A 15,771-nucleotide genomic window follows, 5' to 3' on the forward strand; every position below is an offset into this window, starting at 1 on the left:
TCACGGTCGCCTCCACGCGCGCCCGGTCCGGCTCATCATCGTGTCCGCCGACTGCGGCCCCCATGTGCCCGACTCGTACTCGTCGGGCGTGCCCGACGCGGCCCATTCGGCGAGGACCGGGTCGAGGATCTGCCAACTGAGTTCGACTTCTTCGTTCACCGGGAACAACGACGGCTCGCCCAACAGCACGTCCAACAGGAGACGCTCGTACGCCTCAGGCGAGGAGACGGTGAATGCGCCGCCGTAGCTGAAGTCCATGTTGACGTCACGCACCTCCATCGACGATCCGGGGACCTTCGACCCGAAGCGGAGTGTGACACCCTCGTCGGGCTGCACGCGGATCACGAGTGCGTTCTGGCCCAACTCTGCGGTCATCGTGTCGTCGAACGGCAGATGCGGCGCCCGTTTGAAGACGAGAGCGATCTCGGTGACTCGTCTACCCAGGCGTTTGCCGCTGCGAAGGTAGAAGGGCACGCCTGCCCACCGGCGGGTGTCCACTTCCAGGGCCATCGCCGCGAACGTCTCGGTGGTGGAGTCGGCCGCGAACCCCTCCTCGTCCTTGAGTCCGACGACGGGTTCGGAACCCTGCCAGCCCGCGGCGTACTGGCCGCGCGCCGAGTTCAGGTCGATCGGCAGGATATTGCGCGTGGACTGCAGGACCTTGATCTTCTCGGTCTGCAGATGGCGTGGCGAGAAGGACACCGGCTCCTCCATCGCCACCAGTGCAAGCAACTGCAACAGGTGGTTCTGGATGACGTCGCGCGCTGCACCGATGCCGTCGTAATAGCCTGCGCGGCCACCCAATCCGATGTCTTCGGCCATCGTGATCTGCACGTGGTCGATGTAATGCGAGCTCCACAGCGGATCGAAGAGTTGGTTCGCGAAACGGAGCGCCAGGATGTTCTGGACCGTCTCCTTGCCGAGGTAGTGGTCGATGCGGAACACCGACTCCTCGGCGAACACGCTGTTCACGAGCTCGTTGAGTTCGATCGCCGATTCCTGGTCGTGCCCGAACGGCTTCTCGATGACGACCCGCCGCCATGAGTCGCCGGACTCGTCGGCCATCCCGGTGCGTCGCAACTGACTCAGCACGACGGGGAACGCGTTCGGCGGGATCGACAGGTAGTACGCATGGTTGCCGTCGGTGCCGCGGTCTCGGTCCAGATCAGCGAGCGTGCTCTGTAGTTGTTCGAAGGCTTCGTCGTCCTCGAACGTGCCCGACACGAAACGGATGCCCTCGGACAGCCGGTCCCACACTTCGGTCCGGAAACCGGTGCGGCAGTTGGCTTCGACCGCCTCGCGGACCACTTGCGCGAAATCTTCGTGCGCCCAATCCCGGCGAGCGAATCCGACCAGCGCGAAGCTCGGCGGAAGCAACCCGCGATTCGCCAGGTCGTAGACGGCAGGCATCAGCTTGCGACGGGCCAGATCGCCCGTCACGCCGAAGATGACCAACGCCGACGGCCCCGCGATGCGCGGGAGCCGTCGGTCGTGCGGGTCACGAAGCGGGTTGGTCCATTCCGGCTGGGCCTTTCGAGGCACGCTGATTGCCTTCCGTCGCTTCGTCTGACAGTTCTCTAGATCTCGCGTGCGCTAGCGGTTGGCGTCCAACTGCGCCGCTGTCGCGGTGAGCAGCTCGTCCCAGGCCTGCTCGAACTTCTCGACGCCTTCGCGCTCGAGGAGGGCGAACACATCGGGGAGGTCGACGCCCGCGGCCGTGAGCGCATCGAACACCGCACGCGAATCCGGGCCGCGGCCGATGATCGACTCGGTGTTCACCCAGCCGTGGTCTGCGTACGCTTCGAGGGTCTTACCGGGCACCGTGTTGACAGTGTTCGGTGCGACGAGCTCGCTGACGTACAACGTGTCCGGGTACTCCGGGTTCTTCACGCCGGTCGACGCCCACAGTGCGCGCTGCGGGACCGCGCCGTGCGCCTGCAGATCCGGGAACCTGGTCTCGGTCTCGAAGACCTCCTGGTACGCCGCGTAGGCCAGACGCGCATTCGCCAGCCCGGCCTTGCCGCGCAACTCGAGGGCCTCCGGGGTCCCGATGGCGTCGAGTCGCTTGTCGATCTCGGAGTCCACGCGTGAGACGAAGAACGATGCGACCGAGGCGATCGAACCGGCGTCGTGGCCGTTGCGCAGAGCGCGGTCGAGTCCGTCGAGGTAGGCGTCCATGACCTCGCGGTAACGCTCGACCGAGAAGATCAGGGTCACGTTCACGCTGATGCCCTGTGCGATCACATCGGCGATCGCCGGAACGCCTGCCGCTGTCGCCGGGATCTTGATGAACAGGTTCTTCCGGTCCACCAGGTTCCACAGCTCGACTGCCTGTTCGACGGTCTCGGCGGTCTTGTGCGCCAGACGCGGATCCACCTCGATGGACACCCGGCCGTCGGCGCCGCCCGACGCCTCGAACGCTGGGGCGAGGACGTCGCAGGCGGACCGGACGTCGTCGGTGGTGATCGCGGTGAGCGCGGCGTCCACATCGGCGCCCGACTTCGCGAGTTCGGTGATCTGCGCCGCGTAGGCACTGCTGCCGGACGAGATCGCGTTCTGGAAGATCGCCGGATTGGTGGTGACGCCGACGACGCTGCGCGTGTCGATCTGCTCCTGCAGTCCGCCGGACGAGATGAGGTCACGCGACAGGTCGTCGAGCCATACGGAGACGCCTGCTTCGGAGAGCGCGACGAGATTGCTGTTCTGAGTCATGAATTCTGCTCCAGATCTTGGGGGAGGGGTGATCTGTGACGCTCAGCGACCGAGCAGGCCGCGAGCTGCGGTGGCGACGGCGTCGGCGGTGAGGCCGAACTCCTCGTACAGCTTCTGGTACGGGGCCGACGCGCCGTAATGCTCGAGCGAGACGATCGCCCCGCCCGCGACGACCGCATGCCACGGCATCGCGATGCCTGCTTCGACGCTCACGCGGGGCACGCCGACGGGCAGCACGCTCTCGCGGTAGTCGGCGTCCTGCTCGTCGAACCATTCGATCGACGGCATCGACACGACGCGCGCCTTGACGCCGTCGGCGGCGAGCGACTCGCGCGCCTCGACGGCGAGCTGGACCTCGGACCCCGTGCCGATCAGGACCACGTCGGGAGTCCCATCGGTGTCGGCGAGCACGTAGCCGCCGCGCGACACGCCCTCGAACGAGGTGCCGGCCAGGACGGGCACGTTCTGACGGGTCAGCGCCAGGCCGACCGGGTGGTCACGGCGAGTCAGCAGGTGACGCCATGCGTACGCGGTCTCGTTCGCGTCCGCGGGGCGCACGACGTCGAGATTGGGGATCGCGCGGAGCGCAGCCAGGTGCTCGATCGGCTGGTGGGTCGGACCGTCCTCGCCGAGGCCGATGGAGTCGTGGGTCCAGACGTAGATCGGGTCGATCTCCATGAGGGACGCCAACCGGACTGCAGGCCGCATGTAATCGGCGAACTGCAGGAACGTGCCGCCGTACGCGCGGGTCGGGCCGTGCAGGACGATGCCCGACAGGATCGAGGCCATGGCGTGCTCGCGGACGCCGAAGTGCAGGGTCCGGCCGTACGGCTCGGCCTTCCACGACGATGTCGCGATCGATTCCGGACCGAACGACGGCTCGCCGGTCATCGTCGTGTTGTTCGAGCCCGCGAGGTCGGCGGAGCCGCCCCAGAGTTCGGGGAGAACGGGTGCCAGTGCGCCGAGGACCTTGCCGGACGCCGATCGGGTGGCGACGTCCTTGTCGCCCGGCTCCCACGTCGGGAAGACGTCAGTCCAGCCGTCGGGGAACTCGCCCGCGAACAGGCGGTCGAACAGTGCCTTGTTCTCCGGGTTGGCTGCGGCCCAGGCATCGAAGCCCTTCTGCCAGTCTGCGCGGTCAGCGGCCGCACGCTCAGCGAGACCGCGGGTGTGCGCGATGACGTCGTCGGCGACGTCGAAGTTCTTCGACGGATCGAAGCCGATGGCTTCCTTCGTGGCAGCCACCTCGTCGGCGCCGAGCGCGGCACCGTGTGCGGCGCCCGTATTCATCTTGCTCGGCGCCGGGAACCCGATGATCGTGCGGAGCACGATGATCGACGGACGATCGGTGACGGCCTTGGCCGCGTCGATCGCCTCTTCGATGCCTGCGACGTTCTCGCCGCCCTGGACGGTCTGCACATGCCAGCCGTACGCCTCGTAGCGCTTGGCGGTGTCCTCGGAGAGGGCGATCTTCGTGTCGTCCTCGATGGAGATCTCGTTGGCGTCGTAGAAGACAACGAGATTACCGAGCTGCTGCGTGCCCGCGAGCGACGACGCCTCGGACGTCACGCCTTCTTCGATGTCACCGTCGGACGCGATCACGTAGATGTGGTGGTCGAACGGGCTCTCGCCTGTGGCCGCATGCGGATCGAAGAGGCCGCGCTCGCGGCGCGACGCCATCGCCATGCCCACTGCGGAGGCGAGACCCTGGCCGAGCGGGCCGGTGGTGATCTCGACGCCCTTGGTGTGGCGGAACTCCGGGTGGCCGGGGGTCAGCGAGCCCCACGTGCGCAGTGCGACGAGGTCGTCGAGCTCGAGCCCGAATCCACCGAGATAGAGCTGGATGTACTGGGTGAGGCTCGAGTGGCCGCACGAGAGCACGAAACGGTCGCGACCGACCCATGCCGGGTCGGTCGGATCGTGGCGCATGACGCGCTGGTACAGGCTGTAGGCGAGGGGAGCCAGGCTCATCGCGGTGCCGGGGTGGCCGCTGCCGCAGTTCTGCACGGCGTCGGCGGCAAGGATGCGGGCGGTGTCGACTGATTTCGTGTCCACATCGGTCCAGTCGGACGGGTGAACGGGTCGGGTCAGCGCGCGAATCTCATCGGTGATGGGCACGATCGTGGTGTCTCCTGTGCGTCTGTGGCTTCTGCCCCCGCGGACAATGGTGACTTCCAGCCTAGCGGTGCGAGCATGGTGTGTGCGCGGCTGCCGGTAATCGTCTGGTGTGGCGGTCGTCGCACCTGTGTCCGCCCGATTCCTCCGGCGACTGCGCCCCGGTCTACCATCGCTTGTAGTAGCCGTCGACGTGGACGCGTCCAGACACGGCTGTGCTGATGTGAGGAGCATGTGTGAGGACTCGGGAGAGCGCCGGTGTCGCCGTGACTGAGTCCACCGGATTGGCTCGGGTGCGGGCAACGGTTCTGGCGTACGTAGCGCTCACGAAACCGCGAGTCATCGAACTCCTCCTCATCGCGACCATCCCGGTGATGCTTCAGGCGAACCGCGGGCACATCGACATCTGGTTGATCCTGGTGACGGTCGTCGGCGGTTGGATGGGGGCGGCGAGCGCCAACAGCCTGAACATGGTGGCCGACGCCGACATCGATCAGAAGATGAAGCGCACCCAGAAGCGCCCGCTCGCACGTAAGGCGGTGCCGATCCGGAACGTGTTGATCTTCGGGATCGTGATGGCTGCCGCGTCGTTCGTGGTCCTGTACTTCGGGACGGCCGACGACGACGGCAACCGGTCGTTCCTGCCGTCGATCCTGGTGCTGATCACCATTGCGTTCTACGTGGGCGTCTACACCCTGATCCTCAAGCGCCGCACCTGGCAGAACGTGATCTGGGGCGGTGCAGCCGGGTGCATGCCCGCGCTGGTCGGCTGGGCCGCGGTGACCCACGATCTGAGCTGGCAGCCATTCGTGCTGTTCCTCGTCGTGTTCTTCTGGACGCCGCCGCACACGTGGGCGTTGGCTATGCGGTACCGCGAGGACTACCGCGCCGCCGGGGTTCCGATGCTCCCGGTGATCGCCTCCGACGAGAAGGTCACCTTCCAGATGCTCGTGTACACGGTGCTCACCGTGATCACGTCGCTGTTCCTGATCCCGCCGACGAGCTGGATCTACCTCGTGGTGGCCGTCGCATCCGGTGTCTGGTTCATCTGGTGGGTCGCGAAGCTGTACGTGCAGACCCGAGCGGGTGTGGAACTCAAGCCGCTCAAGATCTTCCTCGTCTCCAACGAGTACCTCGCGCTGCTGTTCTGCGGCCTCGCTGTCGACGCCGTCATCAACCTGGCGCCCATCTCGTCCTACTTCGGTTCGTAAGCTGCGGCGCGTCGCGGTTCCCGCGACGTCGCGGGACTGTCGCTATTGGCTTGGTCAATAGCGGGAACTGCCCACCGTCGCGGGAAGCGTTTAAGCGAGCAGGGAGTCACGGGATCAGCGCTGTCGCGCCCGTCGTGGCACGGGATTCGAGCGCGCGGTGAGCGTCCGCGGCGTCGGCCAGCGGAAACGTCTGACCGACTGAGACGTCCAGGACGCCGTCGGCGATCGCGCCGAAGAACTCGTCGGCCCGCCACTCGAGTTCGGACCGTTCGGCGATGAAGTGCGCGAGGGTCGGACGGGTCACCGACAGAGATCCGGCACCGTTGAGGCGTTGCAGGTCGAAGGGTGGAACCGGGCCGCTCGCCGCACCGAACAGGACCACGGTGCCACGGATCGCGGTCGACGCGATCGATGCGTCGAACGTCGACTTACCAACGCCGTCGTAGGTCACGGCTACTCCGTGTCCGTCTGTGAGTTCGCGCACGCGCGCGGGGATGTCGTCGTCGTACCGCAGCACGTGCGCGGCGCCCGCCGCACGGGACAGTTCTTCCTTCGCATCCGAGGAGACGGTCGTGATGACCGAGACGCCCCGGGACACAGCCCATTGCGTGAGGATCAGCCCGACACCGCCGGCACCGGCGTGCAGAAGGATCGTGTCACCGGACTGCGGGTGCGCACTGCCGTCGAGGAGGTAGTGGGCGGTGAGCCCGCGCAACAGCGCCGATCCGGCGACCTCGTCGGCGACGCCGTCCGGGACGCGCAGCGCCCGACTCGTCGGGACGACCGCCACCTCGGCGTACGAGCCCGGAACATCCGACCATGCGACCCGGTCACCGAGGCCGAAACCCGTGACGTCGGGGCCGACGCCGATCACTTCGCCTGCGCCCTCGGCTCCGGGGATGTACGGCGGCGTCGACGGATACAGGCCCGACCGGAAATACGTGTCGACGAAGTTGACGCCGGCCGCACCGACGCGCACGAGGAGTTCGTCCGGGCCGGGCGCAGGATCGGCGACGTCGACCGCCGCGAGAATGTCCGGGCCGCCGTGAGCTGTCACATGGATCGCGCGCATGACCTCATTCTGGCACGCCGGTATGATCACCCGCATGACTGAAGAAACCGCTGAGAAGACGCCCGCGACTGCCCCGTCCGACGTGGTCTCGTCGATCCGCGGCTTCGTGGCCGCTGCGGGCGGGTCCGCGAAGGCCGTCCTGCAGCCGACCGGACAGGCAGGCGTCCGGGTGACGCTGGTAGGCGAGGAAGGCGGGCTCCTCGGAGATCGCGTCGTCGCCGACGTGGCCACCGCTGAAGCCGTCGTCGACGCCGTCGACGGCCTCGAAACCGCCGAATGGGATCGTGAGCTCACGTCCGCGGCGAACGTCACGCCCAAGCACTGGCGCAAGATGGCCGGTTGGGTCGCCGGTCAGAAGCGCTTCCCGAAGGCACGGAACCGCAAGATCCTCGACTGACCAGCGTGGGGGGTGGAGAACGCGTTCGGCTAGGCGGGGACCGGCGTGGCCGCGCGACTCGACCGGATCGCGGTCACCAAGAGATACGTGGCTCCGGACATGAGCAGGGCACTGCCGAACATGTGCAGCACGACCATCCACTCGGGCAGTTCAGTCGCGTACTGGATGTAGCCGAGAAGACCCTGGAGCAGGATCAGGCCGCCGAAGACCAGCGTCGCCCGGCGGACGGCGAGACGGGCGACCACCGCGACGACGATGAGGCCCGCCGAGATCCCGACGAGAGTCCACACGGCGTCGACGTGGAGCTGTGTGGCCTGCGTCGGCTGGAGTCCGTTGCGCTTGGAGTCGATGTCACCTGCGTGCGGACCTGATCCAGTGACGACCGTGCCGAGGTAGACGGTCACCCACGTGACCGCGTACACGGCCCACGCCGCGACGACCGTGATCCGCGTGATGACCGGTGCGGCCTCCGACGGAACATCGTTCGCGCGCCTCGGATCGGTGTGCACCACGAGCCAGGTCGCGAACGAGATGATCAGCATCGTCGCCAGGAAGTGAAACGAGACGATCCACGGGTTGAGATCGGTCAACACCGTGATGCCGCCGACGACCGCCTGCAACGGAACGCCGAGTCCGATACCGAGGGCCAGCCTGCGCGCGAGGCGGTCGACCGGCAGGTACCGCATCGCGGCGACGAACGTCGCGATGGCGACGACCACGAGAACCCAGGTCAGCATCCGGTTGCCGAACTCGATGACCCCGTGGATGCCCATGGCGGCATGCGGAGTCAGTGAGCCCGACGTGCACTGCGGCCAGGTCGGGCAGCCCAGTCCGGAGTCGGTGACTCGGACAGCGCCACCGGTCACGACCAGAAGGATGTTCGCCGCGAGGTCGGCGATGGCCCAGCGGTAGAGGAACCGGCGCGACGGCGTCCGGAATCCTGCCCACGAACGCAGAAACGACTGCTCGCCGGGCTGCTCATTGGTCGACGATGTCATTGAAAGCGAAACCACCTCACTGCGAGAGCGCCGCCGACGACCGCCCAGGCCGCCAGCACGCCGATGCCGAACAGATCCACCGACGAGTCGAGTGCCCGCGTGAGCGCCTCGGTGAGAGCGCCGGACGGTGAACAGCGGGCCGCCCAGTGGACGACCGAGGGAACGTGCTCGTCGAAGACGACGAGACTGCCCAGTCCGAGCAGGACGAACCAGATCAAGTTGCCGAGCGCGAGGACGACCTCGGCTTTCATCGTCCCGCCGAGCAGGAGGCCGAGGACCGCGAACGCCACGGTGCCGAGGGCGACGACGACCGCACCCAGGAGCAGGCTGCCGATCGACGGCCGCCAGCCGAGCGCCAGGCCGATGGCGCCGAGGATCACCGACTGCAGGACCACGACGAGGATGACGGCGCAGGATTTGCCCGCGATGATGCCCCAGCGAGGGATCGGCGTGGCGCCGAGCCGTTTCAGTGCGCCGTACCGTCGATCGAATCCGACGGCGATCGCCTGCCCGGTGAACGCCGTCGACATGATCGCAACGGCGAGGATCGCGGGTACGAAGGTCGTCGCGCGGGCTGCAGTGCTGTCACCGGATCCGGTGTCGATCGGCAGCAGGCTCAGACCGACCATGAGCGTGATCGGGATGAACATGGTGAGTAGCAGCTGTTCGCCGTTGCGCAGCAGCAACGTCAACTCCATGCGCGTCTGCGCCGCGATCATGGCGAGCAACGGCGCGGGCGCCGGGGCAGGTGTGAACGTTCCCGCTGGGAAACGGTTGGGACCGGCGTGGGAGATCTCAGTCATGCGCGCACCTCGCGGCCGGTCAGTTCCAGGAAGACGTCCTGGAGTGAATTGGTGTCCACCGTCAGGGACGTCACCAGGACGTCGTTGGCGGCGCACCAGGCGGCGACCGCGGCGACGATCTGCGGAGTGATGTCGCCGCCGCGGACGAGGTGGTCGCCCGCCTGGCTGCGCGTGCACCGGTACTCCGCCGGGAGGGCGGCGCTCAGAGCGTCGTGGTCGACGCCTTCCGCGGTGAGCCGCAGCTGGCCTTCGGCTCCGCTTCGTACCAGGTCGGCCGGGGTCCCCGACGCGACCGCGCGACCTCGATCGATGATGACGATGTGGTCGGCTAGCTCTTCGGCCTCTTCGAGGTGATGCGTCGTCAACAGCACTGAGACGCCGTCGGACTTGAGTCGGGAGATGAGTTCCCACACCATGATTCGGGCGTGAGCGTCAAGGCCGGCCGTCGGCTCGTCCAAGAAGACGAGCTCGGGCCGCCCGACGAGTGCGCACGCCAACGACAATCGCTGCTGCTGTCCACCCGACAGTCGGCGGAAGGGGGTGGTCGCGATGTCCGCGATGCCGAGGACGTCCATGAGCCACGCCGGATCGAGTGGATCGGCGCAGTACGACGCGCACAGTCGCAGCATCTCGGCGGCCTTCGCACCCGGGTAGGCTCCGCCGCCCTGCAGCATCACGCCGATGCGGCTGCGCAAGGCGTCGTTGTCGGACACGGGGTCGAGTCCCAGGACACGGACATCGCCTGCATCGGCTCGGCCGAATCCCTCGCAGATCTCGACGGTCGTGGTCTTCCCCGCGCCATTGGGGCCCAGGAGCGCGAGGACCTCGCCTCGGCGCATGTCCAGGTCGAGTCCGTCGACGGCGACGGTGTCGTCGTACCGCTTGACCAGACCGCGGATGCTCAGCGTCGTCTCGCCCGCGGCACGTTCGGCCATACCGTTCGAAGAGGTGGGGGCGTTGCGCACGATCATCAGCCTAAGCGAGTCATGGCCGCGAGCGGGCAGTGGGTCGCGGCGGTGTGCGCGGGCGCACAGAGTGTCGGGGACGCGCTCGAGAACGCTGTCACCGGGTCGTGCGCGTCAGCGAGTCCGCGTTCGGCGGCGTCGCCACAGCCACAGGCGGAGCGGGCTGTCGATGAAGAACGCCATCGCTGCGATCGCGACCATGATCAGGCCCGTCAACAGGCCTTGGGCGACGACGAGCGGTGGCGTGTCCGAACTCGTCGGCATCACGACGACGGACATGATCGCGGAGATGACCACCGTGCCGATGCGGAACCAGCGGGTGGTCGCCCATGCGGCGAGTGGAATGATCGCCCACAGCAGGTACCAGGCCTGCACGAACGGGAAGAAGACGACGAAGGTCGCCATCGCGATTCCCAGACCGCCGAGCGGATGCACCCGGCCGGCGAGGCAGGCGAGCAGCCATCGGACGACGAGCACCGCGGCGATCAACTGTCCGATGGGGCGGGCGATGTCGAGGATGGCCTGGGTCTGCTCGCCCATGCCCAGCCAGAGTCCGACCCGGCCTGCGACCACCGAGAGGAGCGTCGGCATCGACATCCAGGATCGGACGATGCCGCCGGTGCTCAGCGTGCCGGTCCAGCCGAATCCGAGTCCGGTGGCGTAGCAGATGGCGACGATCACGCTGGCCGTGATCGACAACAGCAACGAGGCCGACTTGACCAGTGCAGCCATCGACGTCTTCGACCGCGCCCACCACTGTGAGGCCGGAGCGTTCCGCAGCGGCGGGAGTGTCGCGCCCCAGCGTCGTGCAAGGGCGATTCCGATGAACCCGAGGGCGAGCATCGACGAGACCTTCACCATCGCGGATGCCGCGATCAGGGCGACGCCTGCGATCAGTATCCAGCCCGTCCGGGACGGAAGCATTCGGTCTTTTCGACGTAGCGGGTCGGCGGCGTCGATGGCGCGGAAGCACCACTCCATGCCGACGAGCATCATGCCGAGCATCAACGCCTCGTTGTGGATGCCGCCGATCAGATGCAGGATGAGCAGCGGGTTGAGCGCGCCGAGCCAGAGCGCGGTCACACTCGACACCCCGCATCGTCGTGCGAGCCGGGGGAGGGACCACACGATCATCGCGACGCCGAACAGCGCGACGACGCGGTGCAACAGGACGGCGACCGTGATGTTCTCACCCGTGATCGCAGTGATGTGCTCGCCGATCCAGAGGAACAGCGGACCGTACGGGGCGGGCGTGTCCTTCCAGAGGTTCGGCACCGACAACGTGAGCACGTGGTCGACGCCGAGTCCGCGCATCGGGCTGTAGGTGTACGGATCCATGCCGCGGTAGGCGATGGCGCTCTGGGCCAGATACGAGTAGACGTCCTTGCTGAGCAGCGGAGGCGCGAGGACCAGGGGAGCGGTCCACATGACGAGTGTCTGATAGATCTGGCTCCGCGACATGCGACGGGCCGGACTGCGATGCTCGGCGACCTCGACAGAGAACCGGCCAACGGTGAATCGGGCCAGGAGCAGCCAGGCGAGCACCAGCATCATCATGCCGCCGATGGACACCGTCAGCGCCGTCGAATACATCCGAGACGGCAGTGACAGGATGCGGACGCCGACGATCGGGTTCTGCAGCACCGGCAGCATGCCGGTGCCGAGCGAACCGATCAGAATGAGGACGGCTCCGGTGGTGCCGAACAACTGGATGCGCCGCAGACGCGACTTCTCGAGCGGATTGAGCGGGCCGACTTCGGTCTCGTCGGAATGCATCCGCGCGAGCCGGGTGCCGTATTCGCCGGTAGCGTCGGGGTCGCGCACGACGGCGGGTCGGGCGACGCCGAGATAGTCGAGGCCTCGGCGCAACAGCGGGAGTTCTGGCACACGAGCACTGTATCGGTTCGCGAGCGCCATCCGTTCGTGCACGGTGTCGCGGCGAAACGCCGCGCCGACGGCATGGGCGATTAGGTCACCCTTGCTGGATAGCGGGAATCAATTACGTCACACTTGTGTTGTGAAAAGCATGACCGACTCGAGGCGACTGCTGTGGCAACAGCATGCGGAGGGATCTGGCGCAGACGGCCAGACCCGCGAAGCCGTCGTGTCATTGCTGGTCGACGAGGGACCGATGACAGCGAGCGACATCGCGGAGCGCCTCGGTATCAGCGCAGCGGGAGTCCGCAGGCATCTCGACAATCTCACTGACGGCGGCGACGTCGAACTCGCACCCGCAGGATTCAGCAAGGGCGGCCGCGGCCGCCCGGCGAAATGGTTCCAACTCAGTCCGGCAGGACGCGGCAAGCTGCGTCACGCGTACGACGATCTCGCGGGTGCGGCGATGCGGTCGCTCCGTGACGTCGCGGGCCAGGGCGCCGTGGAGAAATTCGCGCGCGAGCGGGTCGACGGCCTGGTCGCCGGAGTGACTCCCGTCGCCGAGTCCGGCTCGGTCATCGCCACCGTCGAGCAGATCGCCTCGGCCCTGACGGGCGCGGGGTACTCGGCCGACGTCCGCGAGGTCGGCTCCGGGGTTCAGATGTGCCAGCACCACTGCCCGGTGGCCCACGTCGCCGCGGAGTTCCCTGAACTGTGCGAAGCGGAGACGGCGGTGTTCACCGAACTCCTCGGCACGCACGTGCAACGCCTGGCGACCATCGCCAACGGCGACTGCGTGTGCAGCACGCACGTACCGGTCCACCGCCCGGCGGACTTGCCAGAACCCGACGCGCCGAAGCCTGATAGTTCAGAACCCGGCACTTCACGACCACACAGCACACTCGACCCGAAGGCGACGTCGCAGCCCCTCGTCGCCGACAACCCCGATGGAAAGGTCCCCCGATGACGGTCACCGATCCCGCCACCCCGCAGCTGTCCCAGGAAGAGACGATCGCTTCCTTCGACCGATACGGATACGGCTGGTCAGACAGCGACGACGCAGGCTCTGCCGCCAAGCGTGGTCTGTCCGAGGAAGTCGTCCGCGACATCTCGGACAAGAAGAACGAGCCGGAGTGGATGCTCGAGCAGCGACTCAAGGCGCTGCGCATCTTCGATCGTCAGCCGATGCCCAGCTGGGGCGGCGACCTCTCGGGTATCGACTTCGACAACATCAAGTACTTCGTCCGGTCCACGGAGAAGCAGGCCGAGTCGTGGGAAGAGCTGCCCGAAGAGATCCGGAACACGTACGACCGTCTCGGCATCCCCGAGGCGGAGAAGCAGCGCCTCGTCGCAGGTGTCGCGGCACAGTACGAGTCCGAGGTCGTCTACCACCAGATCCGCGAGGACCTGGAGGAGAAGGGCGTCATCTTCGTCGACACCGACACCGGCCTGCGTGAGCACGAAGACGTCTTCCGTGAGTACTTCGGCAGTGTGATCCCCGCGGGCGACAACAAGTTCTCCGCGCTGAACACGTCGGTCTGGTCCGGCGGCTCGTTCATCTACGTTCCGCCCGGCGTCCACGTCGACATCCCGTTGCAGGCGTACTTCCGTATCAACACCGAGAACATGGGACAGTTCGAGCGGACGTTGATCATCGTCGACGAAGACGCCTACGTGCACTACGTCGAGGGCTGCACCGCACCGATCTACAAGTCCGACTCGCTGCACTCCGCAGTCGTCGAGATCGTCGTCAAGAAGGGTGGCCGCTGCCGCTACACGACCATCCAGAACTGGTCGAACAACGTCTACAACCTGGTCACCAAGCGCGCCAAGGCCGAAGAGGGCGCCACCATGGAGTGGATCGACGGCAACATCGGCTCCAAGGTCACCATGAAGTACCCGGCGGTCTGGTTGACCGGCCCGCACGCGAAGGGCGAAGTGCTCTCGGTCGCGTTCGCGGGTGAAGGCCAGCATCAGGACACCGGCTCCAAGATGGTGCACCTCGCGCCGTACACGTCGAGCAACATCGTCTCCAAGTCGGTCGCTCGCGCCGGCGGACGCTCCTCGTATCGAGGCCTGATCAAGGTGAACCCGGGCGCGCACGGCAGTCGTTCCACGGTGCAGTGCGACGCGCTGCTCGTCGACCAGATCAGCCGAAGCGACACGTACCCGTACGTCGACATCCGTGAGGACGACGTGACGATGGGCCACGAGGCGACCGTCTCGAAGGTCAGCGACGACCAGTTGTTCTACCTGATGAGCCGCGGCCTCAGCGAAGAAGAGGCGATGGCCATGGTGGTCCGCGGGTTCGTCGAGCCCATCGCGAAGGAACTCCCGATGGAGTACGCCCTCGAGCTCAACCGGCTCATTGAACTGCAGATGGAAGGATCGGTCGGCTGACAATGGCTGAACTCACCCAGACTGGTGCTGCCCCGACCGGGTCCGCCCAGCGCCGAGACATCGTCGTCAACAAGGGCGAGATGTTCACCTCGTTCGACGTCGATGCGTTCGAGGTGCCGGGCAGCCGCGAAGAGGCGTGGCGGTTCACTCCGTTCCGTCGCCTCCGCGGCCTGCACGACGGAACGGCTCCGGCCACGGCGACCGTCGACTATGAGGTCGACGGTGTCGCCGAAGGAGTGACGTCCGAGCTCGTCGAGCGCGATGACTCGCGTCTCGGCGAAGCAGGCGTACCGTTCGACCGCATTGCGGCGCAGGCGTATTCGTCGTTCACCACGGCGCGCATCATCACGATCGCGAAGGACGCGCAGATCGAGAAGCCTATCTTCGTGACCCTCGACGGGCCCGGCGAAGGCGAGGTCGCGTACACGCACCTGCAGATCCGCGCGGAGGCGTTCTCGAAGGCCGTCGTCGTCCTCGATCAGCGGGGCAGCGGAACGGTCGGCGAGAACGTGGAGGTCATCTCGGGCGACGGCGCTCATCTGACCGTCGTCAACGTCAACGACTGGGCCGACGACATGGTCCACGTCGCCGCGCACCACATCTCGGTGGGACGCGACGCCAACGTCCGTCACTTCGCGATCAGCCTCGGCGGCAACCTCGTCCGGCTGTCTCCGCACGTCCAGTACCAAGGGCCCGGCGGCAACGCCGAACTGTGGGGTCTGTACTTCGCCGACGCCGGTCAGCACCTGGAGCAGCGGCTCCTCGTCGACCACTCGGCGCCGCACTGCCGCTCGCACGTCACCTACAAGGGCGCCCTGCAGGGCGACACCTCCGTCGACAGGCGCGGCGAGGCGCACACTGTGTGGATCGGCGACGTTCTGATCCGCCCGAGTGCCGAGGGCACCGACACCTACGAGCTCAACCGCAACCTGGTGCTCACCGACAACGCGCGCGCCGACTCGGTGCCGAACTTGGAGATCGAGACCGGCGAGATCGTCGGCGCGGGCCACGCCAGCGCGACCGGACGATTCGACGACGAGCAGCTCTTCTACCTGCAGTCGCGCGGCATCCCCGAAGACCAGGCGCGACGGCTCGTCGTCCGCGGATTCTTCGGCGAGGTACTCGCGAAGATCTCCGTCCCCGAGCTCCGCGAGCGGCTCGAAGCGGCCATCGAAGCCGAGCTCGAGACCGCGGGCGCCTGAGCCACCCGACTTCCACATCTT

Annotated in this window: 13 protein-coding genes; 5 read left to right on the forward strand and 8 right to left on the reverse strand. The window is 67.0% G+C overall.

Features of this window, described 5'->3' with window-relative positions; translation table 11 throughout:
• Genes zwf through tkt form a run of 3 tightly spaced genes read right to left on the reverse strand, consistent with a single transcriptional unit; the run spans nt 1 to nt 4,830 of the window.
• Nucleotides 1–1,542, reverse strand: a complete 1,542-nt coding sequence (zwf, locus tag L5G32_RS05875) for a glucose-6-phosphate dehydrogenase (protein ID WP_237010078.1) — start codon at nt 1,540–1,542, stop codon at nt 1–3.
• A gap of 51 nt (nt 1,543–1,593) precedes the next feature.
• Nucleotides 1,594–2,712: a transaldolase gene (tal, locus tag L5G32_RS05880; protein ID WP_237010079.1), complete on the reverse strand. Its 1,119-nt coding sequence runs from the start codon at nt 2,710–2,712 to the stop codon at nt 1,594–1,596.
• A 42-nt stretch (nt 2,713–2,754) separates the two neighbouring features.
• The gene (tkt, locus tag L5G32_RS05885) at nt 2,755–4,830 is read right to left on the reverse strand and encodes a transketolase (RefSeq protein ID WP_237010080.1); all 2,076 of its coding nucleotides are present in this window, start codon (nt 4,828–4,830) and stop codon (nt 2,755–2,757) included.
• 233 nt (nt 4,831–5,063) lie between these two features.
• Between tkt and L5G32_RS05890 the strand changes: the two genes are divergently transcribed.
• A complete protein-coding gene (locus L5G32_RS05890) occupies nt 5,064–6,038 on the forward strand; it encodes a heme o synthase (RefSeq protein WP_237010081.1) in 975 nt (324 codons plus the stop codon).
• Nucleotides 6,039–6,144: 106 nt separating this feature from the next.
• On the opposite strand, the gene L5G32_RS05895 is transcribed toward L5G32_RS05890, so the two are convergent.
• Entirely contained in the window at nt 6,145–7,110 is a 966-nt protein-coding gene (locus L5G32_RS05895; RefSeq protein ID WP_237010082.1) for a quinone oxidoreductase family protein, read from the reverse strand.
• 34 nt (nt 7,111–7,144) lie between these two features.
• Between L5G32_RS05895 and L5G32_RS05900 the strand changes: the two genes are divergently transcribed.
• The gene (locus L5G32_RS05900) at nt 7,145–7,507 is read left to right on the forward strand and encodes a hypothetical protein (RefSeq protein WP_237010083.1); all 363 of its coding nucleotides are present in this window, start codon (nt 7,145–7,147) and stop codon (nt 7,505–7,507) included.
• Between the two features lie 29 nt (nt 7,508–7,536).
• On the opposite strand, the gene L5G32_RS05905 is transcribed toward L5G32_RS05900, so the two are convergent.
• The 4 genes from L5G32_RS05905 to mptB all read right to left on the reverse strand — a co-directional run bounded on the left by L5G32_RS05905 (nt 7,537) and on the right by mptB (nt 12,190).
• Nucleotides 7,537–8,505, reverse strand: coding sequence for a COX15/CtaA family protein (locus L5G32_RS05905; RefSeq protein ID WP_237010084.1), 969 nt, complete (start codon nt 8,503–8,505; stop codon nt 7,537–7,539).
• Nucleotides 8,502–9,308: an ABC transporter permease gene (locus L5G32_RS05910; RefSeq protein ID WP_237010085.1), complete on the reverse strand. Its 807-nt coding sequence runs from the start codon at nt 9,306–9,308 to the stop codon at nt 8,502–8,504. Before L5G32_RS05910 ends, L5G32_RS05905 begins: the two co-directional genes overlap by 4 nt.
• Nucleotides 9,305–10,243: an ABC transporter ATP-binding protein gene (locus L5G32_RS05915; protein WP_237010250.1), complete on the reverse strand. Its 939-nt coding sequence runs from the start codon at nt 10,241–10,243 to the stop codon at nt 9,305–9,307. The genes L5G32_RS05910 and L5G32_RS05915 overlap by 4 nt, the downstream gene beginning before the upstream one ends.
• 144 nt (nt 10,244–10,387) lie before the next feature.
• Nucleotides 10,388–12,190: a polyprenol phosphomannose-dependent alpha 1,6 mannosyltransferase MptB gene (gene mptB / locus L5G32_RS05920; protein ID WP_237010086.1), complete on the reverse strand. Its 1,803-nt coding sequence runs from the start codon at nt 12,188–12,190 to the stop codon at nt 10,388–10,390.
• A gap of 109 nt (nt 12,191–12,299) precedes the next feature.
• Between mptB and L5G32_RS05925 the strand changes: the two genes are divergently transcribed.
• Genes L5G32_RS05925 through sufD form a run of 3 tightly spaced genes read left to right on the forward strand, consistent with a single transcriptional unit; the run spans nt 12,300 to nt 15,750 of the window.
• Nucleotides 12,300–13,115 carry a helix-turn-helix transcriptional regulator gene (locus tag L5G32_RS05925; protein ID WP_237010087.1) on the forward strand — a complete coding sequence of 272 codons (816 nt, stop codon included), beginning with the start codon at nt 12,300–12,302 and terminating at the stop codon, nt 13,113–13,115.
• On the forward strand, nt 13,112–14,548 hold the full coding sequence (gene sufB / locus L5G32_RS05930) for a Fe-S cluster assembly protein SufB (protein ID WP_237010088.1): 1,437 nt from the start codon (nt 13,112–13,114) through the stop codon (nt 14,546–14,548). The genes L5G32_RS05925 and sufB overlap by 4 nt, the downstream gene beginning before the upstream one ends.
• Before the next feature lie 2 nt (nt 14,549–14,550).
• On the forward strand, nt 14,551–15,750 hold the full coding sequence (gene sufD / locus L5G32_RS05935; RefSeq protein ID WP_237010089.1) for a Fe-S cluster assembly protein SufD: 1,200 nt from the start codon (nt 14,551–14,553) through the stop codon (nt 15,748–15,750).
• Nucleotides 15,751–15,771 lie beyond the last annotated feature (21 nt).

It is taken from the genome of Gordonia zhenghanii (assembly GCF_021738965.1).
GTDB classification, from domain to species: Bacteria; Actinomycetota; Actinomycetes; order Mycobacteriales; family Mycobacteriaceae; genus Gordonia; species Gordonia zhenghanii.